Genomic DNA, 22,674 nt, shown 5'->3' on the forward strand with positions numbered 1-22,674 from the left:
ATTTTCCCTACCGGATATAGCGTACTCTCTTTTAGCTTAAATCAGGCTAGTGCGGATCTCCAGACTGCGTAACAGGGTTTTGGTCACCGGGGTTTTGGCACAAATCTCCAGAATTTTCTGCTGCAAAGCCGAATCATGAGTAATATCGAAACTTAAGCGTCGTTCAATCCATTCCTGTCCTTCTTTATTGGCAAAGAATTCTGCTTCAACCTGAAAGTCGCCCAGTTCAATGTCCTTATGTTTGGCATACATGCGCAAAGTAATCATGGTGCAAGAGATCAGACTGCCTAAAAGCAGATCATAAGGTGCAGGACCTGCATCCTGCCCACCGAAGGATTCCGGTTTATCGGTTAGATAATGATGCTGACCATGACTGATTTCTCCCTGCCACGGTATGGTTAAGCTCTGTATTTTGGCAAGTGCGATACGGGCCATACTGATCCTTTGTTCTTATAGTTATATGAAAGATTTATCGAGAAGCACGCATATGTTCCGGAAATGCTGGTGCTTCCATACGCGGCCCATCATAGCTTGGAATGGTGCCAAAACGCGGGTGCCCCATCATCCACTGTTCACGGGCCAGCTTCAGTTCTTCCACATCACGACCAACCAGATTCCACCACAATAAAATAGGGCTTTCAAATGGCTCTCCACCAATCAGCAAGATTCGCCCACCCGCATGAATTTCGACATCTACATACTGTAATCCCGGCTCAAGAATCACCATATTATCTTCAGTCAGTTCATGCCCATTAATACTTGCCAGACCCTCAAGGGCCATAAAGCCATATTCAAATCTTGGATCTAAACTCAAATGGGCACGGGTACTTTCAGCAGCAAATAGATCCACCCCCAAAAGTTCGGTATGCACTTTAACCGGGGATTGTGTATTTAGGAATTCCCCGACCAGGACCGTACATTGAATGCCTTGTTCTTCGATCACGGGTAATTGCGGATAATGATCAAACGCGGGAGCCATATTGATCTTGTCATCAGGTAGGGCGATCCAGAGCTGTGCTGCATGCATTTTGGTTTCAGTTTCCGGTGAAACCTCTGTATGCGAAATGCCATAGCCTGAAGTCATCAGATTAACCTGTTTCGGCCGGATCAATTGCCGGTTACCCAGACTGTCACTGTGCATCATGGTGCCTTCAATCATCCAGGTAAAAGTTTGTAGGCCAATATGCGGATGCGGTCCGATATCCAGACCATCTCCCTGAGGAAACTGAGTAGGACCGGCATGATCCAGAAAACACCAGGCGCCAATCATGCGTTTATGCCGACTCGGCAAGGCGCGTTTAATGACTGTTCCCTGCCCGATTTCCGCACGCCGTAAAGGAACTTCCTGTATGAACTGATTGATATACTTTTCACAATCATCTGAATTTGACAGTTCAATATCATTATTATTCGACATGGTTGAGCTGACCTCGGCAAGTTCATTCTGGCTGTATGCTGCATCAAGACATCTTTCCCTGATCATTACAAGATGTCTACCTCATACAACAATGTACCGCGTCTACCCACAAAATCTATCTTTGGAAATATTTCGATACGTATAAAATGTGCTACTCATCAGAACAGTTCAAATACTTAAAGGCTTCAGTCTTCCAAATCCTGTAATCAAGATCTTGGTGATGAATCATATAATCATTCAAGCACCTTACATCAGTTCGTTTAAATCAACTTATTCATCATACTCATGTTTCACGTGAAACGCCTATTTTTATTGATATAAATGATTAAAATCAGCAATCTATAAAAATGTGATCCGTATAGCTTCATATTTACAAAACAAAAATTTTGTTACGTTTTCTTTTTAAAATTCGTACTACCCCCTGATTCTAGGGAGATTTTTTTTTATTCATTTGGTCCATAATAGGACCCAATAAAAATAAGATTGGATCAGGACATGTCATCCTCGAATGAAAATATATATTCAACGGCGAATATGTCTTTTCAAAACTCGACCACAGATAGATCATTAAAGTTGGCCGAATGTGATCTGCAAAATCGCCAGTTAATTGAAGATGCGCTTGTACATCGCGCTGCACCTATTCCTGCGCAATTCCAGCAGTACTTTTATAACTATCTTTATGTGCATCGTCATCAAAATCTTCGCCAGATTAATTACATGGCGCAGATCGCCTTTTTGCTGTATTTCTTTGCCGATATTTTTATTATTCCTGACATGTTTTTCCTGTCTGGCCTGATCCGGGTATCACTGGTCATTGCTGTCATGTTTTGCTGCTATTACCTGTTTAAGCATCAAAAGAATATCCGGGTTCTGGACATGATTTTGCCTGTGGGCACGACTGTGGCTGCAGCGACCTGGATTAGCCTGCTCCTGCTGTCGAGTAGCCCGCATGTGTCAACTTATATCTATGCCTCTGCGATCTTTGTTTTAATTACCAATCTCTGTGTACAGACCGAGTTTAAGGGTGCGCTGTATTGTTCTATTTTTATCGCCCTGTTTATCATGATTGGGGTAACCCATCTCATGAGTCTATCGCAGGCCTTTATTTTCGCCGTTGTTTTCACGCCTCTCTGGGCGTTTAGTATTTATATCAACTGGAATAATATCATCAACATACGGCGCTCTTTTTTACGCACTTTGCTGGATGAATGGAACTATCAAACCTTAAAAAATCTTGCTCATACTGATGATCTGACGCAGTTATTTAATCGTCGTCATTTTGTGGATATGGCGGAACGTTCAATCCATCAATGGCCAAAGCCTGCCAGCACCTGTCTTTTGATGTTTGATGTCGATTATTTCAAGAGAATCAATGACAATTATGGCCATGATGTGGGTGACCGGGTGCTACAACTGATTGCTGAAATTACCCGTAAAGAAATGCGCTCTAGCGATGTACTGGCACGTTTTGGTGGAGAAGAATTTATTGCCTTGCTGGAAGATACCCAGCTACAGGACTGCCTGATGATTGCAGAACGGATTCGCTGTTCGATTCAAAAGCAGGTGATGCACATCAATTCTGACCAGAAAATCCAGTTCACGATTTCTATCGGTATTGCTGAACTTGAATCTCCGCAACAGGAGCTTGAAGACCTGATTAAGCATGCGGATATTGCGCTTTACGAAGCCAAAAAAGCAGGACGAAATCGGATTCGGGTCTATCATCCTAATATGCTGCAACCGACTAAACCGCTCTCTCCAAATCCCTGGAATGTATTTAAACCACTGAATAAACAGGAGCATCCTGGCGCTCATCATAAAGCGAAACAATCTTGGTCTGCTTTGTAAGTTGAGAGCAAAATCAAGATTATTAGACAAGAATTTAAGAATTAGACCTAAATCTGTTTGGGATACTTTTCAAATAATTTCTAAAAGAATAGAATATTTTTCATACAAATATAAGTATTCATCTTATTCATTTCTTTGGATTTAATGTGGGAAGGCGATATGCCAGATAAATATGAAGAAGAAGCTCGCTTCCTGCTTCAGGATGCCCTTCAAGATCCTCTCGTTCGTATTCCTGCGTCTTTAAAACCTGCCTACTTTAACCATCAGAAACAGCTCACTTTAAAATATCTTTTACAGGTGAATCTATTTGCACAGGTGGCATATGCCTCCTACACCCTTGCCGATATTCTGGTGCTGAATAACATTATGAATTTGCTCATTCTGACCAAGCTAGGCTATACCTTGGTGATCGTGCTAATAACCATCTGGATGTATCATTTTTACCGGAATTTGCCTGTATTTGACCTGCTGTTGCCGACCTCGATTATCGGAGCAAGTGCAATCTGGTTTTTTAATCTAAACCAGTCTGAAAGTCCGCATACGCTCATTTATCAATATGCTTCACTGGTATTTATTGTCCTGGCCAATTTATGTGTACAGATCCGCTTCTGGCCTAGCCTGATTAATTCCGGTCTGATTACACTGGTGATTTATATTGGTGTGTATTTCAATACCCAAGCTGACCTGTACCAGATGTTCTTGTTTTCCCTGATCTATATGCCGGTATTAACCTTCAGTTTATATATCAGCTGGAGCTCTACACTAAAATCCCGTTTGGTATTCCTGCAACATACCCTGAATGAATATCATCGTCAGACCTTTGAAAATCTCGCCCATACTGACTCGCTGCCAGGCCTGAATAATAGACGCTGTTTTGAATATCTGGTGCAACAGCTGATCCGAAAGAATCTTAAAACAGCCTGCTCCAATCAGTTTGCTGGTCTTTGATGTCGATCATTTCAAGCAGATTAATGACCGTTATGGACATGATGTTGGAGATCAGGTACTGCAGTTGATTGCACAGACCACACGCAATGAAATGCGACGCCATGATGTGCTAGCACGGTATGGGGGTGAAGAATTTATCGCATGCCTTCCTGAAACTTCACTAGATGATGCACTCAAAATTGCCGAGCGTTTACGACACAAAATCGAAAATATTGTGGTCAATCTGGAACATGGGCATCGTCTTGATTTTACCGTTTCAATTGGTGCGGCCATTCTGGAAAGCAGTGAAACGGATTTAATGGCGCTGATTAAACAGGCTGACATTGCCCTGTATCAGGCTAAAGCCAATGGTCGGAACCGAGTCGAGTGTTATGATCCTGAACTTGACCAAGGTTTATTTGGAGAACTTCAAAACTGGCAGGTTAAACCGGCTTAAATGTCATTTGAAAGATAATAAAAAAAGAGCGCCGAAGCGCTCTTTTTATGAGTTAAAAATTATCTTCATCAAAACGATCTTGATCAATTTTATAGATATGAAAACTACGTTCTATTTGTACGCCTAAACCAAATTCAATCATTAAAGACGTTAACTTATCACCATCAATTAATACAATTCCCGACTTCTTTGCGGATTCAATTGCCTCTTTACTAAAATTAGAAGTAGTAATAAATACGCCTTTCTTGGCAACCTGATCCGCCAAAGCCCCTTTAAACTGCTGAATATCAGGACGTCCTACTGTATTTTCCCAACGTTTTGCTTGAATATAAATTTTATCTAAGCCTAATCGGTCTTCACTGATGACTCCATCAATTCCACCATCGTTGGTTTTACCAATTGCTTGGGCTGCATCTTGATGTGAACCACCGTAGCCCATAGCAACAAGCAGATCTACAACAAGTCTCTCAAAAAATGAAGGAGACTTTTCCTTTACCATTTGAAGTAAATCACTTTTCAAATTGAACCTTAATAATTCAGTCGTAGTCTGAATTGTTTCTTCAGGTGTTTGTGTTTCTTGTAATTTATTTGAGTTTTCAAAATTTTTTAAAATTTCGACCTCTAATCCCTCTTCGTTTTTCTTTCCAAATTTAAAATCTATAAATCCATCAAACTGTGCTAAAAATTCATTAGTTATTGCTTCTAAGTTTTTTAAATCAATTTTTCTTCCTAAATCGCTAATTTCACAATATGCTCGTTTTGGTTGATGAATTAAACCTGCTTTGACTAAGTATGTCTTTGCCCAAGCAACTCGATCTTTAAATATATTTTTACCACTTGGTAGTACCTTATTTAGATCTTCTTCAGGTAAGCCAGAACGCTCAGCTAGGATATTGGCGGCATCTGAAATTTTAATTGGCCCTTCTATTTCTGATAATAATTTCATCAAAGGCAGCATTAACTGATCATAAGTAGGTAATGACATATATTTTTTAGCTTAAGAATTAATTTTTCTTGAGTATAAATGAAAAAAAGAGCGCCTAAGCGCTCTTTTTTATAGGTAATTTTCGTTAGAAAATTACTCCCATTCAATTGTTGCTGGTGGCTTAGATGAAACGTCATAAACCACACGAGAAACTTCAGCAATTTCGTTCATGATACGTGTAGAAATACGGTCAACCAAGTCATATGGCAGATGTGCAAAACGCGCTGTCATGAAGTCGATAGTTTCAACTGCACGAAGTGCAATTACCCATGCATAACGACGGCCATCACCGACCACACCCACAGATTTCACTGGTTGGAATACGGCAAAAGCTTGAGCAGTTTTGTCGTACCAGCCGCTTGCACGAAGTTCTTGCATGAAGATGTCATCAGCAAGACGAAGAATATCTGCATATTCTTTTTTTACTTCACCTAAGATACGAACACCAAGGCCTGGACCTGGGAACGGATGACGGTAGATCATGCTGTGTGGCAAGCCTAGAGTCGTACCTAATTTACGTACTTCATCTTTAAACAGGTCACGCAATGGTTCAACCAGGTCAAATGCCAAATCTTCTGGCAAGCCACCTACGTTGTGGTGCGACTTGATGACATGTGCCTTACCTTGTTTGCTGGCAGCAGATTCAATCACGTCTGGATAAATCGTACCTTGTGCAAGGAAGGTTACGCCATCGAGCTTACGCGCTTCTTCAGCAAAGACTTCAATAAATTCACGACCGATGATTTTACGTTTTTTCTCTGGATCAACTTCTCCAGCCAATGCAGAAAGGAAACGGTCTTCAGCATCAGCACGGATCACGCGGATCCCCATGTTGTCTGCAAACATCTGCATCACTTGATCGCCTTCGTTCAAACGAAGCAGACCGTTGTCTACAAATACACAAGTCAACTGATCGCCAATTGCCTTGTGTAGAAGTGCCGCTACAACTGATGAATCCACACCACCTGAAAGACCTAACAATACTTTTTCATCGCCAATCTGTTCACGAAGCTGTTCTACACGCAGGTCAATAATATGTTCTGGTGTCCACAGACCACGACAACCACAAATCTGGTGTACAAAGTTAGACAGTAATTCTGCACCTTTCGAAGTATGTGTCACTTCAGGGTGGAACTGGATCCCATAGAAACGGCGGGTTTCATCAGACACCATGGCAATCGGGCAGCTTGATGTGCTTGCAGTCACCTGGAAGCCTTCTGGAATGCGTGCAACCTTGTCACCATGACTCATCCAGACATGCAGCTGGTTTTCACGGTCTTGCAACTGACCAATCAGCTGGTCACGTACCACGATATCCACTTCTGCATAACCGAACTCATGTACAGTACCTGGCTCAACTTTACCGCCAAGTTGTTCACACATGGTTTGCAAGCCATAACAGATACCCAGTACAGGTACACCTAACTCAAATACCACTTGCGGCGCACGCGGGCTGCCTTCCAGGTGAACACTTTCAGGTCCACCAGACAAGATGATACCGTTTGGATTAAATGCGCGAATGTCTTCTTCAGACATGTCATAGGCATACATTTCAGAATATACACCAGCTTCACGGACACGGCGTGCGATGAGCTGACTATATTGAGAACCGAAATCCAGAATCAGGATACGATCTTCAGTAATTTGAGTATTGGTAGTCATGACAAACAACTATGAAAGGCAAACGAAAGATAAGCGCCGTATTCTAGCATTTTTATTAGGCTTAAGCACACTATTCCCATCAGCATAATAATTAAGCAGTTTATTTTTTTAGATGGAATAACGCTTTCGATTCAACAGTAGAGTCTTCCCTTCTCTCCACAGAATTCAGCGTATTTATCACCCTATCTGGATTTCAACCATTTTAAGATCGGCCAGTTAAGTGGCTATTGAAAGTTTATTTCGCTTACCTCTATCCTCTATTACGGTCTTCACTTGGATGGCGTTAAGGGTTAAACATGGGAGCCACCTTTTAATTTTTATTTTAATGACGTTTTCATGCCAAGCCGGTTTTTGCAGGAATTCACCGCCAATTTGTAAGATAAATTTTTAATTCACCCATCAGGGATGAGCAGGCAATTATTTTCCTTTTCGGTACTGACTTTCATGCCCCAGACTGTTAGGATTTGATCACCTTTTCGCTTGTTTTTTCCCTATGGAACTGCTTGATTTTATCCTCCACGTTGATGATCACCTGCTCGAATTCATTACCAATTACGGCATCTGGATTTATGGCATTCTTTTCCTGATTATTTTTGTTGAAACGGGACTGGTGGTGATGCCGTTCCTGCCGGGAGACAGCCTGTTATTTGCTTCAGGTGCGCTGGCGGCTTCAACGGGTGCTATGGATCCATGGGTACTGATTCCACTACTGTTCACTGCGGCAGTGCTGGGCGACACCCTGAATTATCATATTGGTAAATATATTGGACCACGTGTATTTGAGATTGAATCACGTTTTATTAATAAAAAACATTTGCTGGCTACCCAGCAGTTCTTTGTCAAACACGGCGGCAAAACCATTATTTTTGCCCGTTTCATTCCTTTTGCACGTACCTTTGCACCTTTTGTTGCCGGTGCGGGAAGTATGAATTATAAATATTTCCTGACTTACAATATGATCGGTGGCTTTCTCTGGATCAGTTCGTTTGTGATCCTGGGTTATCTATTCGGCAATATGCCAATCGTCAAAGATAATTTCACTCATCTGATTTTTGGCATCATTATTTTAAGTGTTATGCCAGGTGTGATTGGCTTTATTCAGCAGAAACTCAAGAAAAATAAAATCGCCTGAAAGCCTAGAAGTGTTGAGTGAACATTTACTCCAGCCAATTGATCAACAAGGGCACCAGACAAAGCAGTAAAAACAGAGCCGACCCTTTATAAATCAGGTCGGCTTTTCTTTTTGCCGACTCTCCCGCCAGAATCGCTTGTCCAAAGATCATCCAGAACAATGCAACCAGCAAGGCAATCCCAGTAAAAATGGCAAAGACCAGAACAAAGTTACTCGGGCTTTCCCAAGTAGAGAGCGGTAAGATTCCGGTTGCCAGAAGCGCTGCTTTGGGATTTTTCAAGGTTCCCTTAAACATCTGCCAGGGACGGATTTGAGGATGACTCTGATTATATTGTTCCAGTTGCCGAGCCTTGAATAAATGAAAGGTCATCCAGCCCACACCGATTGCACTCAGCACATGTACCAGTTCCTGAAAACTGGGCCAGATCGGTGAAAACAGATGAACCAGCAGAGCCCACCCATTGATCGCATATAAATACCCCACCAGAATGACGGGAATATACAGACTGGTTTTGGCTGTTCCCTGCTGATAGGCAGAACTGGCCACCAATGCATTGGCAGGTCCAGGGATCATCAGCACTGCTATTGTTGCAAAAACAAAGAGCCAGTTTTCAATCATGGTGGTTAAACATATCAGACAAGGTGATTACCTTAACCAATCTCGTGTTCTGATCACAAGACGAGATCTTTCAAAATTTTATGCGCATCGGTCATTTTTCTGGCAAATACTGTGAACTCTGTCACTTGACCAATCACTTTTAAGATAGAAAAAATGCCGACGTAAAGTCAGCATTTTTTTGATGTTTAGAGGGCTATTTATTGGTGTGTTGACGGACAACAATTGGGCAAGCTTTAAATTTTGCAGCTTGTACAATAGCTTCCTGTTCACCCAGTAGACGTGCCGTTTCAGTGCGTTTGGTATTGGAAGACTGCCCCATATTCACTGATACACTCGGACCAATGCCCCAGCCGCCGCGGCTGCCCCAGCCACCACCGACGCCTACCCCTACGCCGACACCTGTACGTTTAGGCGGCTCAACACCATTATCAAGATACTGCTGAATACGGTTGTATTCACCCTGAAGCTGCTGACAGTTGAGGGTCTGATAATGGGTCGGTGAAACATAGGTCGGTTTGACCGTCGTTGCACAGGCACTCAGCAAGCTAAGTATGCTGATCGCCAGGCTTATTTTCACAAGTTTCATAGTTAACTCGATCTTAATGCTGCTCTATCTCATTGAACAATGATTGATAGGCCTGAGTCAATTTATGATCAGTTGCCAAGTGAATTAATGGCTGATTTTTTTGATGCGACTCTTTCATCAGCACCGAGGGCGGCAACATGCTGTTCAGCACCGGAAGACCTTCATCTATCAGTTGCTGTACCACTTCGCGTGGCAGTTTTGCCTGAGCCTGAAACTGGTTGACCACGATGCCTTCAATTTCCAGACGTTCATTATGATCATCCTGAGTTTCGATGACATTCTCAATCAAGGTTTGTAAGGCCCGTTTAGAAAACACATCACAGTCAAATGGAATCAGAACACGGTCTGCAGCAATCAGTGCTGAAAGCGTAAAGAAATTAAATGCCGGCGGAGTATCGATAAATACCCGGTCATAATGCTCAGCAAGTGGTTGCAAGGCATCGCGCAGCTTATAAATCTTATGTTTGGATTCCAGTGCATGGGCCAACGTGCCCAAACTCGGACTCGCCGGAATGACATCCAGATTTTTAAAAGGTGATTGATGCAGATAACTTTCCAGCCCTTTAGCCCGGGTCTTGAGAATGGAGCCAATCGCATTACCAATTAAACTTTTGCTCTGCTGGTTCCCCAATACATCTTCAAAATAGTTTTCAATATTCGGCTCCAACGCCGGCTTGTCACTCGAATAGGTTGCATCATCTCCTAGTAAATACTGGCTGGAGTTTGCCTGCGGATCAAGATCGATCAACAGGGTTTTAAGCCCCTGATGCGCACTGATTGCAGCCAGATTGACTGCAATACTCGATTTCCCTACCCCACCTTTCTGATTAAATACCACACGAGTATGCATAAACACCCCTCTTTATTTTTCTAATGATCAGTATGTTTTAGTTCATTGACTGATGAATAATTTAGCCAAAATTCGGCTTGATCATGACCAATACCATAATCGCAATAAGTGAAACCACAGCAATAAATAAGCCAGCACGGCGTTGTACCAACAGGATTGAATCATCTTTTTTATAGGCTTTGCCCAGGGATGAAATTAGCACCAGGAATAAAATGATTTTGGCATAAAACCAAGGCTGTACATCAAAATTCTTTAAAAACAGGGCAATAATCCCAGTTAAGGCAATCACGCTAATGACCAGGTGCTGCAAAGCGACCAGAAATACACGTGCTTTTGGATTCGGCTGATTGCCCTGTGTATCCACAAACAGGGTAATAGCACGTGCAAGAATGGCCACAATGGCCAGTCCTGCCGCAGACATATGAATAATTTTGACTAAAAGCTGGGTATCCATAAAGTCCTCTTAGTTTTTCGGTGCATGTGCACATTCCGGACTAGACGTGTCCTGTCCTGTCCACTCTTCAGGCAAGAAAGCATGAATTGCCAAGGCATGAATTTTATCTTTAGACAGCAAATCACCTGCCGCAGCATAGACCTTTTGATGGCGTTGCACCGCACGTAAACCGGCAAAAGCTTCACTGACAATCACCGCCTTAAAATGCGATTCCTTACCCGGAAAATATCCACCATGACCCGAAGATTCATTCACGACTTCCAGATAGATAGGTGACAATTGTGCCAAACGGTCTTTCAGTTGTTGTTCTAAGCTCATGGCCTGACTCCGATTCAAGATATGGGTCCAGTATACCCTGTTCTATCCGCTATTTCGGTGCAAGAAATGTCTGCAATTATTTGATTGTGCCGAGATTTCATTAAATTTTGCATAAATTTTGTCTAATTGTCTGGAAGCACAGAGAATATTGCTTTTATTTTATGCAATCGACACAAGATTTTTCATAAAGTTATTGACCCTGTTTTTGCATGCTGTATTATACACGGCATGCGGGAATAGCTCAGTTGGTAGAGCACAACCTTGCCAAGGTTGGGGTCGCGAGTTCGAGTCTCGTTTCCCGCTCCAAATTCTTTTTTGTTCATTTTTTAAAGTAAAAAATTGATCGACCCTGCGGGAATAGCTCAGTTGGTAGAGCACAACCTTGCCAAGGTTGGGGTCGCGAGTTCGAGTCTCGTTTCCCGCTCCAGATTCTAAAAGCCTCAGTTGAATGACTGGGGCTTTTTTATTGTTGTTTTATTCAATATTTTACTTCATAAGAAATTTTTATACTTAAAAAAGTAAGTTTACAAAAGTGCTCTTTCAAAACTGTGAACAAAAAACCGTGTAGATGATGCTCCAGAGTATCAATCATACAAGATAAAAAAAACTCCAAAACAAAAGATAGTATTAGCTACTACTAAGTGGCTTATGTTAAACAAGATCAGCTTGCCTAGATCCTAAATATTGATGCCGCGGAGCCTGTTAATAATTTCTGTCATTGCTTCTTAATAAAAAAGCAACTAATATGCTTCTTATACCACCAAAAAGCAATAAATATGTCTATACTAAATAAGTCTTTACTACAGCAAATCAAAAAAAGACGAACCCAATTGGGCTTAAAGCAAGTTGATATGCAATCCCGTACAGGCATTTCAAGACAGCAGTACCAAAAACTGGAAAGTCAGGGCAACCCTCGATTAGAGACCTTAGAAATTATAGCGGCAGGATTAAATGCTCAACTGATGCTCATCCCTGATGATAAGGTTCATTTGATTAGACAATTATTGAATGATGAAATTAAAGTCACTATTGAAGATCAGGATGACTTAATGACTAACCCATGGAAGGGTCTTCTCGGAGGAGAGGAACCATGAATACTGTTGCCGTCCTGAAATTAACATTACATCACGGTATCGTTGGATACTTGGCAGGATTTCAGAGCGGAAAAAATATTCTGGTTTTTACAGATTCTTTCCGCTCTGATCAGCAACGCCCGACCTTGAGCCTGCTGACTTCCCCCTTGTATCCTCAAGTGGATAAGATTTTAGAAAAGACCTATGTTACACATCAGCGTTTACATCCCTTGCTATCAAACTTGCTACCAGAAGGTGCATTACGCGAACTGATTGCACAAAGCCTCAAAGTACATATAGACAATGAATTTCAGTTATTGGCAGCTTTAGGTCATGATTTACCTGGGGCACTAATTGCAACCCCAGTAGATCCAGAAGAAATCCCAGATGGAATAAAATTTAAGCTTCAGATCTCGAATCCAGATCAGATATTAAAACAAGAGATTCGGACAAATAATAAGTTTTCCTTGGCCGGCGTCCAAATGAAGTTTTCCATGAAAGCCAAAGATGGGCGTTTTACATTAGCACAGGCAACGGAAACGACTCTACTCGGGGACTGGATTGTCAAAACTCCTTCTTCCAGACATGCCTTTGTTCCGCTAAATGAATATTCTATGATGAGCCTTGCCAAAATGGTCGGAATAGATGTCCCTGAGATTCGCTTGGTGGATATGGCACTCTTACAAAACCTTCCACCATTAAATTTACCCCAAGAGCAATATGCTTTTGCAATAAAAAGATTTGATAGACAGAGTACTGCTGATACTACAGAGCTTATTCATATTGAAGATTTTGCTCAGATCTTTGGTTCATATCCACACCAGAAATACAGCACCACAAATTATGAGCAGATAGGAAAGATCATTTATCAATTTTCAGATAACAAAATTCTTGATATTCAGCAATTTGCCAGCCGTTTACTCGTCAATATTTTACTCGCCAATGGAGATGCACACTTAAAGAACTGGAGTATGATTTATCACGATAAAACAACGCCAAGATTATCCCCTGCATACGATATATTGATGACTAGTGTATATATTGAAAATGAGCTTCATTTCGCATTGAATCTTGCCAAAAATAAAGATTGGTATTTAGCTGAGATGAAACACTTTGAACAATGGGCTGAAAAAGTCGGTGTTCCATGGCGTGTTATTGAAAAACAACTTCACGCCATTATGGACAAAGCACGGTCAGTATGGCCAGCGCTATTACTAGACTTACCTATGATTTCTGTTCATAAAGAAAAATTAAGAGAACATTGGAAAAAATTGCATCCAGACTTTCAGATACTTACAGATGATTAGAGGAAACCTGTAACCAAGCTAAAATTTCTCAAACAAGTTCATCACATCATTTTCCGTCAGTTTCGCTTCTCCCTCATGATCTGTGCTTAGAATAGACTGTGCCAGTTCTGCTTTATTCTGCTGCAAGGCAATAATTTTTTCTTCTATGCTTTTATTGGTAATCAGCTTATACACAAATACCGGCTTGTCCTGTCCAATCCGCCATGCACGATCTGAAGCTTGATCTTCAGCAGCAGGGTTCCACCATGGATCATAGTGAATGACCGTATCTGCGGCAGTTAGATTCAGACCAACCCCTCCTGCTTTCAGACTGATTAAAAATACCGGCACTTGTCCAGACTGAAATGCTGTAATGACTTCATCTCGCTTTTTGGTCTTTCCAGTCAGCTTCACATAGCCAATTTTTGCGTGATAGAGCTGTTGTTCAATCAGTTCCAACATTGAGGTAAACTGAGAGAAAATAAGAATTTTTCGTCCCTCTTCCACCATTGGAACAACCATATCCATCAACTGTTCAAGTTTGGCAGAGTGTGCTTGCCCGGTTTTCACTGAATCCAGTTTCAGTAAACTAGGATGACAACAGACCTGACGCAGCTTCAGCAAGGCATCTAAAATTTGGATTTGACTACGCTTAAAGCCTTTTTCTGCCACAATTTTCTGAATATTTGCCTGCATCGTGGCGCGAACAGCCTCGTATAGCTTGGATTGCTGCTCATTCATGTCAATATTGACTTCAATCGTGGTTTTTTCAGGCAATTCCTTGGCAACGTCAGTTTTCAAGCGACGTAAAATAAAGGGTTTAATGCGGTTTACTAACTTTTGCCTTAACTGCTGATCACCGCGTTTTTCAATAGGATAGCGGTACTTTTTATTAAAGATTTCTTGTGAATATAAAAATCCTGGCATTAGAAAATAAAATAGTGCCCACAGCTCACCCAAATGATTTTCCATAGGTGTACCAGTTAGACATAGACGATGTCGCGCTGTTAATTGCCGTACTACCTGTGCAGCTTTGGCACGCGGATTTTTAATATTCTGCGCTTCATCCAGAATGAGTTGATGATATTCATATTGCTTCAGTTGCTCTTCATCTCTCGCCAAGAGCGGGTAGGTGGTTAACACAATGTCATAGTGTGAAATTTGCTCAAAATACTGATGGCGGTCGGGGCCTTGTAGCAGCAGTACCTTGAGCTCAGGAGTAAATTTTTCCGCTTCTTTGAACCAGTTATGCATCAGCGATGTGGGTGCAACAATTAAGGCGGGTCTGTCCTGCAAATGACCAGCCTGCTTTTCCATGAGTAAGTGGGCTAAAGTTTGTGCTGTTTTACCCAAGCCCATATCATCTGCCAGAATCCCGCCATGCTGGGTTTCCCTTAAAAACTGTAACCAGCCTAGGCCCTGCTGCTGGTATGGACGTAATTCCCCCTGAAAACCTTGTGGTGTCGGCAGTTGTTGCTGATAGCCTTGTTTGAATTTCTGCGCAAATTGCTGCAGGCGATTACTGACCTGCCACACCATCCCCAGATGATGCTGTAATTCTAATAGTTGACTCGCATCATAGCGATCTATGCTACGCTCTTCTTGCTGTAAAATGCTCTGCAAATGCAACAATACCGGCTTAATGTCCTTTGCGGATAAAGCCAAATCTGGTTGATCCGCTGCAGTTTTCAGGGTGAAAATGTGACTGTCATTCAGATGACCAAAAATCCGTGGATCAAGTAAATCAGGCTGTTCTTTCACCAAAGCCACAAGTGCATCGAGTAAATCATAGCTATTGCCTGCACTGTCCTGAACGGTCGCCCCGATATTGAACCAGTCTTGTTGGCTTTCAGATTCAGTGATGGAAATATTTAAATTTTCAACATATTGCAGCTTAAATGGGCTGTGTTCCAGATGCTCTATCTGCCATCCAATCAATTCAATTTGATTGATGGGCATCAGCTGTTTGATCCAGTCTCCATAGAACGCAAAAACCATAGAATCAAGACGTTGTTTATCCAGTTTTAATTGCTGGTAATAATTAAGATCTTTTACCCACTTCAGTGATTCGACCAATAGCTGTAAACGCTGGATTGACTGTTGTTCCTGAACTAAGTCCCGAAGCTGTCGCACCATTTTGCCATGCTGCTCACCAATAAAACTGTCACCTGATGTACCTGCTTTTATTCGCCCGCCTGCATAGGAGAATTCAATTTCGGCACAAACAGACTCTTCCCATTTCCAATCAAATTTATCTAAAACACCGAAGCGTAAAATTGGCTGGGGACTACCCTCAAGGACATCAATATGCTGAATAGACTCGGGCTGAGGCAGATTTTTCACGTCTGAATATTGATGAGTCAGTTTCTCAAACTCTGGCAAGAGCATAGATGGAAGATCAGGCATCTGTAAAAAATGGTACAGAAGATTTGCCGTATATTCACCATATAACTGGCCCACCGTGTTCTGTTGAATATCCACATAACACGGTGGTTGGCTAGCGAGAATTTGGATATGTGGATTTGATTTTAAATCGAGTCGAATATCACCATTGACCAATTCAATATTTAAATGCTCTGTCTGTTTGTTTACACCTTGTTGCCAGATCAGTTCGATGTGATAGCCTTGTTCTGACCATTGAAGTGCAGTATGGCTCTTTTTTTGCCAGTACACATCGCCACTTTGAATAAAAGATTTGAAATGCTCCAATAAAATTCCGGAGATATCAAGATTGCTTTGATAAAAACGTTCGTCACTGTTTATTTTGGCATAATAATAAATCTGGTTAAATAATTGTCGTTTTTGTTCAGGTAAAGTCAGATGCTTTCTGGTGATATTTTCATATTGGGTATAATAACTTTCCCCCGCAATTGAGCCGTTTTTATTGCGTCTGGCCTTCTGAACATCAACTGTCAATTTCTTTAAGCTGACAGACTGATCTAACAGGTAAATTAAATAATTGTTTGTTTTGACAGATTGCTCTGGTTCAGTCTGTTGTAAATACCGTTTAAAATCATTCAACCAGCGCTGTGCCTGATCATCCCCCCGTAGGCGTTTTGCGATTCCCTGCGGGGATTGAGAGTCAGCATAACGCTGCTGAAATTCCTGGCGATATTCCTGAAAGAATAACCGCGCTAAAGCAGCAGCATGTTTACAGTTATATCCAACCGGACAAGTGCAGTCGTCATCGATTAAACGGTCTTTTTGGGGATTATAGGTAATTGCAGTATCGTAATAATCTGTCCCTTCAATTTGGGCATACATCGTAACCCCGTCTTTTTCCTCAAAGAACTCAATCGTTTCCCTATCAATGTGTTTAGCATAGCTCAGACTGCGCTGAAGAGTTGCAGTACTAAAGCGAGATAGAAAATTGATCAATGAGGACATAATTACCAGAAACCAAAAATGTTTATACAATTATAACGGACAAAGCTGTCATTTCAGAACAGTACTGCTCGCCAACGTATCAAAAGGAAATAAATCCATGCTCAAAAACTTAATGTTTACTACAATGGATGGGGTGAATATTGGCTTTGGGGTACATTGGTTTCCTCAACCGCAATCACAGGTCGGCCATTAATCGCCTTTGAATACAGTGCAGAAGCGATCAGTAAAGGTTTAGAACTTTCCTCCACATCAAATGGATATCATGGGTGAGGCACTGAATATTCCTCGACAAGCTCTTGTGAAACTTGGTACTCAGGAAGCGGAACTTTGTGTCCAAGAAGTTGATGAAATTATTGGCTCGATTTGTAAGGTTACAATCTGATTCAGCAATATCGCTCATGACCTATTACCTGGACAAATTCAAGCAGAGACTCTCCAACTGATCCAAAATAGGATTGAGCATAATATTCATGGCTCTAGACTAGCAGATTTACACTTAATTTTACCTAATGAGGTTCCACAGCTCAGTTGCTAACTCATTAGGTTCCCTCATCCAACGCCATTCAGTTTCTTTAAGATGATAATCAAAGTACTCTTTTGATATGCCGTTAAACTTTGCTAGCCTTCTTTTACAAAAGCTCCAAAATGATTCTATTCCATTTATATGACATTCTCCTCTAGCAAACTCATTTGCTCCGTGATTTACCCTAAAATGCTTTGAATAACCCACATCAACAAGACCATTATAGCCACGCCATCCATCACTATAAATCACACTCTCAAGTGAAACTTTACCAATGATAACCTCTTGTAAAGTCTTCATTTTACAGTCAGGTACGATTTCAGTATAGACGCGCCCATTACGTTCGAATATTCCAAATACTGGCTGTTTTAGAGTCCCACGACCACGCTTTAACTTTCCATGAAACCCACGTTGCCTTTTCGCTCCAAAATAGCTTTCATCTACTTCTATTGAACCAACAAACTTAGCTCTTAAATCTGTTTGATGATCATAGATAGTTTCTCTAAAAAGCATGTACCAATAGTTAATCGTATTACGATTTAAATTGAGTAATAAGGCTGTTTTGGAAGCAGGAATATCAACACAAAAGCATTGAATAATTTTTTTAATCTTGTAGTGACTTAATTTACTGTTTTCTATCATGATTCTAGACTAACATAATCATTTTGCTAGTCTAGAGCCTCGCTACGGTTTGGACTATGTTCAAATGGCTATTCTACGTTTGATTGGTTTTGGAAAAAAAGAAGAATTTAAGAAAGTGCTAGCAATTTTAAGAAAGAAAAAGTCTGATAGGACAAGGATCCTATGAAATTTGTCGTGTACAGAGGTAATTTTTATGAAATCTAAAATCATGAGAAAAAGATAGAAAAGCACTTAGTCAGTTTCGGAGTATTATTTAAAATGTGGAGATGTTTTTCCTATGTTGATTAGTCAATTTATTTACGAATGAGGTATAAAGTTTTATCTAATTTTTCTTTTTATCCAATTTAAAATTAGGTGCGTACACGGCCTCAACTTTCAATAAAGTATAAAAGGTGTTTGTGTAGGCAATACCCTTACTTTTGATAAGCCAAAAGAAAGCAAAAGCCTTTGTTACCCATACATAACATCCCTATTATGATGGATAACGTGTGGCATCCCTGCCACACTCGTGTATCCAAACGTTGCTTAAATTAAACTATGTAATAGTGGCGACATAAAGGTGCTCTTATCGCTATATATTAAAAACTTAGTGGAACACTGTTTCTAAAGCTTTTAAACCCACTTTGGGATCAAGTAGACCGTTGTAAATTTCAGGGATTTCACGTTCCACCCCAAAAAATTCATAAATGGCAAGCATCGCCCCACGAACTGAATATTCCACAGTAAAGACCACGTCATCTTCAATTTCCACAAACTGTCCAAGGAAAGCAAAGTTTTGTGAGCCTTGTGGAATTACCTGTGGACGATCCCCCGGTTTACGGCAGGCGAATAGGGCAGAGGCGTATGGCATCATGGCGGTAGTAACATCAGTCGTTGCCAAAACATGATCTAAAATGTCGTCAAAACCGAGCTGTTTAATCAGTTCTGTTAGGATTTCTTGCCCCGTGGCTTCGGACATTGGTTTTTTGATGTAATCGCCTATATGGTCAATTTGGAAACCGTAGCCCCATAAGGTATATAAACCTTCAGGTAAGTCGGCAAAGTGTGGCTGTGCAGGAACCACGATGGATAAATGCCAACCCGACTCATACCAAGTCATGAGTGCGCCTGTGCCTGGTTCATTGCCTGTATAGTCAATAATACGTTTAAGTAGCACGTCATCTTTCATGGTCAGAGTGAAAGACTCCCACTTATGTTCATCGACATTGCCATAAAAAGTCATTGGACGGCCAAAGTCTGGGGCTTTTTGTGCCAGCGTTTCCCAAAGCGTCCAGCCATGATCTTCTCGATGACGAATAAGGGCAGGCACGTCATGATTACCGCCATAACGTGAGTCTGCTGTAATAGAGCCTAAAGTGAAAATAGCTAAATCATTGGCTTTCAGATTAATTTGCTCTGAGCCTTCAGGCAATTGTACATATAGGCGTGAAGCGTAGCGTTCTTGAGTTTCAGCATTGGTAATGAAGTCTGCATCTGTGACATAGTGTCCAAAACGCACATCGACGCCTTGTGCGACTAACCAACGCTGTAGGGGCAAAATCATCGAGTCATATTGGTTGTACTTGGTACGTTTCACACCCGCTAAGGTATGAATGCGTGGCAATTCTTGAATAAAACGCAAGAAATAGCGTCTTAACTCTGCTGCACTGTGCCATTTTTGAAAAGCGAAAGTCGTGCGCCACATGCGCCAGAAATTGGTTTCAAAAAAGGTTTCATCAAAAAACTCATCAATGCGGCGACTGCCAATTTTTTCTTCTTTTGAAGCTAATAGGCGCAGCATCTGTGCACGATGTAGCGTATTCAGACCAAGCTTTGCTGCATCCGCAATGACATGTTCGGCATCAATCAACCGTGCATTGGCGTGGGTTTTCACTTTTTCATTAAACTCACGACATTCTTCACGCACCGAAATGTCTGGATTTTCCAAAGATGGAATACTGGAAAATAAGTCCCATAGGCACAAATAAGTTTCATCGGTCAGCATTCGCCCACCACGTGTTACCCAAGCTTGCGCGGCATGCGGTGTATGTCCACCATCCATCGAACCACCTGAAATATCGAGTTCTTCTAAAATATGGATATTTTTGGCAGGGACTTTGGCATCACGGATTGCAAATGCAGCAGCAGCCATACCTGCGATACCACCACCAATAATCCAAAGATGGGACTGTTGCGCGTCTAATGGGGTGCGCTTCTTATTTTGCATGGTTCACCTTTAATTATGATGTTAAAAATTATGAAGTAAAAAAATTGGTTTAGAAAAACCTTAAAAATAGTATGTCTTTTTATATATGAAAAATGTATGAAATGGGAAGCAATCCCCTCATTATATTTTGTAATCAAAAATAGACGTATGATGGCTATTTTTAATACACATTTGTCTTTTTATTAAAATTGAATATGATCTAAATAATTGATGTTAATGTTTATTGTTGAGTAATTGCTCTATTGTTGTTTTCACTATGCCGTATGCTAAATTTCTTTAAAAATAGGCTTTTTATTTATCATTAAAAAATATCTTTGTACACGACAAAAAAAGATAACTCATTGAAATAATGGCATAATACTTGTTTTCTGACGACGAATATGATGACACATTTCAATGAGTTACATCTCATCTTAAACAAATATCTAAAGTGGAACAAGTCACATGCAAAATGTTTTACACTGATTATGCTTGCATTAATTGTAAAACAAACATGTAATCTTTCTTCTGCATCTAAAGCCTTACCCATCAAGTGATTACCACAATCATTTTATCGACGTATACAACGCTTCTTTGCAGATCAGTATTTCGATTATCGTCAAATTTCTCAGTTAATTTTCAATATATTTTCATTCGATAAAGTCCAATTAACTTTGGATAGAACTAATTGGAAATGGGGAAAACGAGATATTAATATCTTGATGTTAGCCATCGTCTATCGTGGAATAGCGATACCTATTGTTTGGACATTGCTCAATAAACGTGCAAATTCAGATACAAAAGAGCGTATTGCTTTGATTCAACGCTTTATCTCCATTTTTGGTAAAGATCGTATTGTGAATGTGTTTGCAGACAGAGAATTTATCGGTGAGAAATGGTTTACATGGTTAATTGAAAATGACATTAACTTCTGTATACGTGTTAAAAAAACTTTATTGTAACCAATCACTTAGCCAAGAATCATAAAATTAGTGATTTATTTCGTCATCTTCAAGTTGGTCAAACTGAATGTCGTAAACGACGTATTTGGGTTGGTCGAGTGAAACTGTATATTAGTGCGCTACGATTAGAAGATGGAGAGCTTTTACTTGTTGTTTCTCCTATGTTTAATGCTTCTGCTATTCGTGATTATGCATTACGCTGGGAAATCGAAACGTTATTTAGTTGTCTCAAAGGACGTGGATTCAATCTTGAAAATACTCGTTTAACAGACCCTAGACGAGTCAAGAAATTGATAGCAGTGCTAGCTATCGGTTTCTGTTGGTGCTATTTAGGTGCTATTTAACAGGTGAATGGCAACATGATCGGAAAAAAACGATAAAAATAAAGAAGCATGGACGACTTTCAGTAAGTTTATTTCGCTACGGTTTGGACTATGTTCAAATGGCTATTCTACGTTTGATTGGTTTTGGAAAAAAAGAAGAATTTAAGAAAGTGCTAGCAATTTTAAGAAAGAAAAAGCCTGATAGGACAAGGATCCTATGAAATTTGTCGTGTACAGAGATCTGTGTTATAGCGTTTTAAAACATCAGACTGCCTATCAAAGAGATTATTTATTAGCCGAATAATCTCAAAACCTGATTGACTACCAAGACGGTATCTCAGGTCGCTGACTTCACATATATTAAAACTCATTCAGATTGGGTCTAAACCACATTTATTATTGATGTTTTTTCATGTGCAATTGTTGGCTGGAAAGTATCAACACGTAAGAATACAGATATGGTGCTTGATGCGCTGAGTTATGTATCGTCTTTTGAGCTTGAAGCAATGTACGATTATAAGATTAACCCGTTAGGTCAGGCGGCCTAACTTAAATAAAAAAGTCTCCGACAAACCCGGTACGGTTCAGTTTTTGCATAGACCCAAGTGTTAAATCATCATTACGATTCTTGCGTACTACACCATGGACACGTGAAAAAGTAGAAAGCTTATATTTGTACGTCTTACGCCAAAAGGCCAAACAGAAACCGTAGCCTCAGGCAACACCCCTCTCATCATAAAATTATACCAGTCAGTAAAACACTCTTAGATTAAGCATATGAATGTTGGTTATTATTGTTGATTATCACAATAAATTAGTGACCAAAAATCAAAGTACCCTACCCCACCTTAAATTACGTCACACAAAATTAAAACTCTATATAACTGTTATATATAGAGTTTATTAACATACCAATTATGTAATTTAGTGTATTTTATGTCGGTGACTCTTGCCAAGGTTGGGGTCGCGAGTTCGAGTCTCGTTTCCCGCTCCAGATTCAAAAAGCCCTGATCGAAAGATTGGGGCTTTTTTTATTGT

The 22,674-nt window shown here is 40.6% G+C and carries 16 protein-coding genes, 2 tRNA genes and 6 pseudogenes; 12 read left to right on the forward strand and 12 right to left on the reverse strand.

Annotated features, from left to right (window positions below; translation table 11 throughout):
- Positions 1–36: 36 nt before the first annotated feature.
- Both FTU03_RS08430 and FTU03_RS08435 read right to left on the reverse strand, forming a co-directional pair.
- Positions 37–435, reverse strand: coding sequence for an OsmC family protein (locus FTU03_RS08430; protein ID WP_159124123.1), 399 nt, complete (start codon positions 433–435; stop codon positions 37–39).
- A 34-nt stretch (positions 436–469) separates the two neighbouring features.
- Positions 470–1,417: a pirin family protein gene (locus tag FTU03_RS08435; protein ID WP_179992755.1), complete on the reverse strand. Its 948-nt coding sequence runs from the start codon at positions 1,415–1,417 to the stop codon at positions 470–472.
- A 495-nt stretch (positions 1,418–1,912) separates the two neighbouring features.
- Between FTU03_RS08435 and FTU03_RS08440 the strand changes: the two genes are divergently transcribed.
- Both FTU03_RS08440 and FTU03_RS16310 read left to right on the forward strand, forming a co-directional pair.
- Complete coding sequence (locus tag FTU03_RS08440) at positions 1,913–3,265, forward strand: GGDEF domain-containing protein (protein ID WP_179992736.1); 1,353 nt, start codon at positions 1,913–1,915, stop codon at positions 3,263–3,265.
- A gap of 159 nt (positions 3,266–3,424) precedes the next feature.
- Positions 3,425–4,649 (forward strand): annotated as a pseudogene (locus tag FTU03_RS16310) (GGDEF domain-containing protein).
- 52 nt (positions 4,650–4,701) lie between these two features.
- Here FTU03_RS16310 and FTU03_RS08450 read toward each other — a convergent pair.
- Together FTU03_RS08450 and guaA are read right to left on the reverse strand one after the other, a co-directional pair.
- Positions 4,702–5,634, reverse strand: a complete 933-nt coding sequence (locus tag FTU03_RS08450) for a restriction endonuclease (protein ID WP_004780654.1) — start codon at positions 5,632–5,634, stop codon at positions 4,702–4,704.
- A gap of 93 nt (positions 5,635–5,727) precedes the next feature.
- A complete protein-coding gene (guaA, locus tag FTU03_RS08455; protein WP_179992737.1) occupies positions 5,728–7,296 on the reverse strand; it encodes a glutamine-hydrolyzing GMP synthase in 1,569 nt (522 codons plus the stop codon).
- Between the two features lie 493 nt (positions 7,297–7,789).
- Between guaA and FTU03_RS08460 the strand changes: the two genes are divergently transcribed.
- Positions 7,790–8,428 (forward strand): DedA family protein, encoded by a 639-nt coding sequence (locus FTU03_RS08460; RefSeq protein ID WP_034704672.1) that lies wholly within the window; start codon positions 7,790–7,792, stop codon positions 8,426–8,428.
- Between the two features lie 25 nt (positions 8,429–8,453).
- On the opposite strand, the gene FTU03_RS08465 is transcribed toward FTU03_RS08460, so the two are convergent.
- The 5 genes from FTU03_RS08465 to FTU03_RS08485 all read right to left on the reverse strand — a co-directional run bounded on the left by FTU03_RS08465 (position 8,454) and on the right by FTU03_RS08485 (position 11,255).
- On the reverse strand, positions 8,454–9,047 hold the full coding sequence (locus FTU03_RS08465) for a hypothetical protein (protein WP_005233326.1): 594 nt from the start codon (positions 9,045–9,047) through the stop codon (positions 8,454–8,456).
- 193 nt (positions 9,048–9,240) lie between these two features.
- Positions 9,241–9,633, reverse strand: coding sequence for a hypothetical protein (locus FTU03_RS08470; RefSeq protein WP_159124119.1), 393 nt, complete (start codon positions 9,631–9,633; stop codon positions 9,241–9,243).
- A 13-nt stretch (positions 9,634–9,646) separates the two neighbouring features.
- Positions 9,647–10,483: a ParA family protein gene (locus tag FTU03_RS08475; RefSeq protein ID WP_159124118.1), complete on the reverse strand. Its 837-nt coding sequence runs from the start codon at positions 10,481–10,483 to the stop codon at positions 9,647–9,649.
- Between the two features lie 61 nt (positions 10,484–10,544).
- The gene (locus FTU03_RS08480) at positions 10,545–10,937 is read right to left on the reverse strand and encodes a SirB2 family protein (RefSeq protein ID WP_159124117.1); all 393 of its coding nucleotides are present in this window, start codon (positions 10,935–10,937) and stop codon (positions 10,545–10,547) included.
- A gap of 9 nt (positions 10,938–10,946) precedes the next feature.
- Positions 10,947–11,255: a BolA family transcriptional regulator gene (locus FTU03_RS08485; RefSeq protein ID WP_166134734.1), complete on the reverse strand. Its 309-nt coding sequence runs from the start codon at positions 11,253–11,255 to the stop codon at positions 10,947–10,949.
- A 230-nt stretch (positions 11,256–11,485) separates the two neighbouring features.
- On the opposite strand from FTU03_RS08485, the gene FTU03_RS08490 reads away from it, so the two are divergent.
- From FTU03_RS08490 to FTU03_RS08505, 4 genes are all read left to right on the forward strand, one after another.
- Positions 11,486–11,561, forward strand: a tRNA-Gly gene (locus FTU03_RS08490).
- A gap of 45 nt (positions 11,562–11,606) precedes the next feature.
- Positions 11,607–11,682, forward strand: a tRNA-Gly gene (locus FTU03_RS08495).
- 349 nt (positions 11,683–12,031) lie between these two features.
- Positions 12,032–12,349, forward strand: a complete 318-nt coding sequence (locus FTU03_RS08500) for a helix-turn-helix domain-containing protein (RefSeq protein ID WP_179992738.1) — start codon at positions 12,032–12,034, stop codon at positions 12,347–12,349.
- Entirely contained in the window at positions 12,346–13,635 is a 1,290-nt protein-coding gene (locus FTU03_RS08505; RefSeq protein WP_179992739.1) for a type II toxin-antitoxin system HipA family toxin, read from the forward strand. Before FTU03_RS08500 ends, FTU03_RS08505 begins: the two co-directional genes overlap by 4 nt.
- A gap of 18 nt (positions 13,636–13,653) precedes the next feature.
- Here FTU03_RS08505 and FTU03_RS08510 read toward each other — a convergent pair whose 3' ends face one another.
- Complete coding sequence (locus tag FTU03_RS08510) at positions 13,654–17,001, reverse strand: DEAD/DEAH box helicase (RefSeq protein WP_179992740.1); 3,348 nt, start codon at positions 16,999–17,001, stop codon at positions 13,654–13,656.
- Between the two features lie 247 nt (positions 17,002–17,248).
- On the opposite strand from FTU03_RS08510, the pseudogene FTU03_RS08515 reads away from it, so the two are divergent.
- Positions 17,249–17,536 (forward strand): annotated as a pseudogene (locus FTU03_RS08515) (hypothetical protein); the annotation flags it as partial.
- On the opposite strand, the gene FTU03_RS08520 reads toward FTU03_RS08515, so the two are convergent.
- Complete coding sequence (locus FTU03_RS08520; protein ID WP_004783898.1) at positions 17,504–18,166, reverse strand: IS1595-like element ISAcra1 family transposase; 663 nt, start codon at positions 18,164–18,166, stop codon at positions 17,504–17,506. The pseudogene FTU03_RS08515 and the gene FTU03_RS08520 overlap by 33 nt on opposite strands.
- Before the next feature lie 40 nt (positions 18,167–18,206).
- On the opposite strand from FTU03_RS08520, the pseudogene FTU03_RS08525 reads away from it, so the two are divergent.
- Positions 18,207–18,332 (forward strand): annotated as a pseudogene (locus tag FTU03_RS08525) (IS4 family transposase); the annotation flags it as partial.
- A 420-nt stretch (positions 18,333–18,752) separates the two neighbouring features.
- On the opposite strand, the gene FTU03_RS08530 reads toward FTU03_RS08525, so the two are convergent.
- Positions 18,753–20,372 (reverse strand): oleate hydratase, encoded by a 1,620-nt coding sequence (locus tag FTU03_RS08530; RefSeq protein ID WP_004883953.1) that lies wholly within the window; start codon positions 20,370–20,372, stop codon positions 18,753–18,755.
- 383 nt (positions 20,373–20,755) lie between these two features.
- Between FTU03_RS08530 and FTU03_RS08535 the strand changes: the two are divergent.
- The 3 pseudogenes from FTU03_RS08535 to FTU03_RS08545 all read left to right on the forward strand — a co-directional run.
- A pseudogene (locus tag FTU03_RS08535) lies at positions 20,756–21,857 on the forward strand (IS4 family transposase).
- A 120-nt stretch (positions 21,858–21,977) separates the two neighbouring features.
- Positions 21,978–22,112, forward strand: a pseudogene (locus tag FTU03_RS08540) (IS3 family transposase); the annotation flags it as partial.
- A gap of 113 nt (positions 22,113–22,225) precedes the next feature.
- Positions 22,226–22,348, forward strand: a pseudogene (locus FTU03_RS08545) (VF530 family DNA-binding protein); the annotation flags it as partial.
- Positions 22,349–22,674: the final 326 nt, after the last annotated feature.

This window comes from Acinetobacter sp. YH12046 (genome assembly GCF_013419905.1).
Classification (GTDB): domain Bacteria; phylum Pseudomonadota; class Gammaproteobacteria; order Pseudomonadales; family Moraxellaceae; genus Acinetobacter.

Bases quoted from the DNA above. Each gene is read 5' to 3' on its own strand.
- FTU03_RS08430 (WP_159124123.1), bottom strand. From the start codon at position 435: ATGGCCCGTATCGCACTTGCCAAAATACAGAGCTTAACCATACCGTGG.
- FTU03_RS08435 (WP_179992755.1), bottom strand. From the start codon at position 1,417: ATGTCGAATAATAATGATATTGAACTGTCAAATTCAGATGATTGTGAA.
- FTU03_RS08440 (WP_179992736.1), top strand. From the start codon at position 1,913: ATGTCATCCTCGAATGAAAATATATATTCAACGGCGAATATGTCTTTT.
- FTU03_RS08450 (WP_004780654.1), bottom strand. From the start codon at position 5,634: ATGTCATTACCTACTTATGATCAGTTAATGCTGCCTTTGATGAAATTA.
- guaA (WP_179992737.1), bottom strand. From the start codon at position 7,296: ATGACTACCAATACTCAAATTACTGAAGATCGTATCCTGATTCTGGAT.
- FTU03_RS08460 (WP_034704672.1), top strand. From the start codon at position 7,790: ATGGAACTGCTTGATTTTATCCTCCACGTTGATGATCACCTGCTCGAA.
- FTU03_RS08465 (WP_005233326.1), bottom strand. From the start codon at position 9,047: ATGATTGAAAACTGGCTCTTTGTTTTTGCAACAATAGCAGTGCTGATG.
- FTU03_RS08470 (WP_159124119.1), bottom strand. From the start codon at position 9,633: ATGAAACTTGTGAAAATAAGCCTGGCGATCAGCATACTTAGCTTGCTG.
- FTU03_RS08475 (WP_159124118.1), bottom strand. From the start codon at position 10,483: ATGCATACTCGTGTGGTATTTAATCAGAAAGGTGGGGTAGGGAAATCG.
- FTU03_RS08480 (WP_159124117.1), bottom strand. From the start codon at position 10,937: ATGGATACCCAGCTTTTAGTCAAAATTATTCATATGTCTGCGGCAGGA.
- FTU03_RS08485 (WP_166134734.1), bottom strand. From the start codon at position 11,255: ATGAGCTTAGAACAACAACTGAAAGACCGTTTGGCACAATTGTCACCT.
- FTU03_RS08500 (WP_179992738.1), top strand. From the start codon at position 12,032: ATGTCTATACTAAATAAGTCTTTACTACAGCAAATCAAAAAAAGACGA.
- FTU03_RS08505 (WP_179992739.1), top strand. From the start codon at position 12,346: ATGAATACTGTTGCCGTCCTGAAATTAACATTACATCACGGTATCGTT.
- FTU03_RS08510 (WP_179992740.1), bottom strand. From the start codon at position 17,001: ATGTCCTCATTGATCAATTTTCTATCTCGCTTTAGTACTGCAACTCTT.
- FTU03_RS08520 (WP_004783898.1), bottom strand. From the start codon at position 18,166: ATGATAGAAAACAGTAAATTAAGTCACTACAAGATTAAAAAAATTATT.
- FTU03_RS08530 (WP_004883953.1), bottom strand. From the start codon at position 20,372: ATGCAAAATAAGAAGCGCACCCCATTAGACGCGCAACAGTCCCATCTT.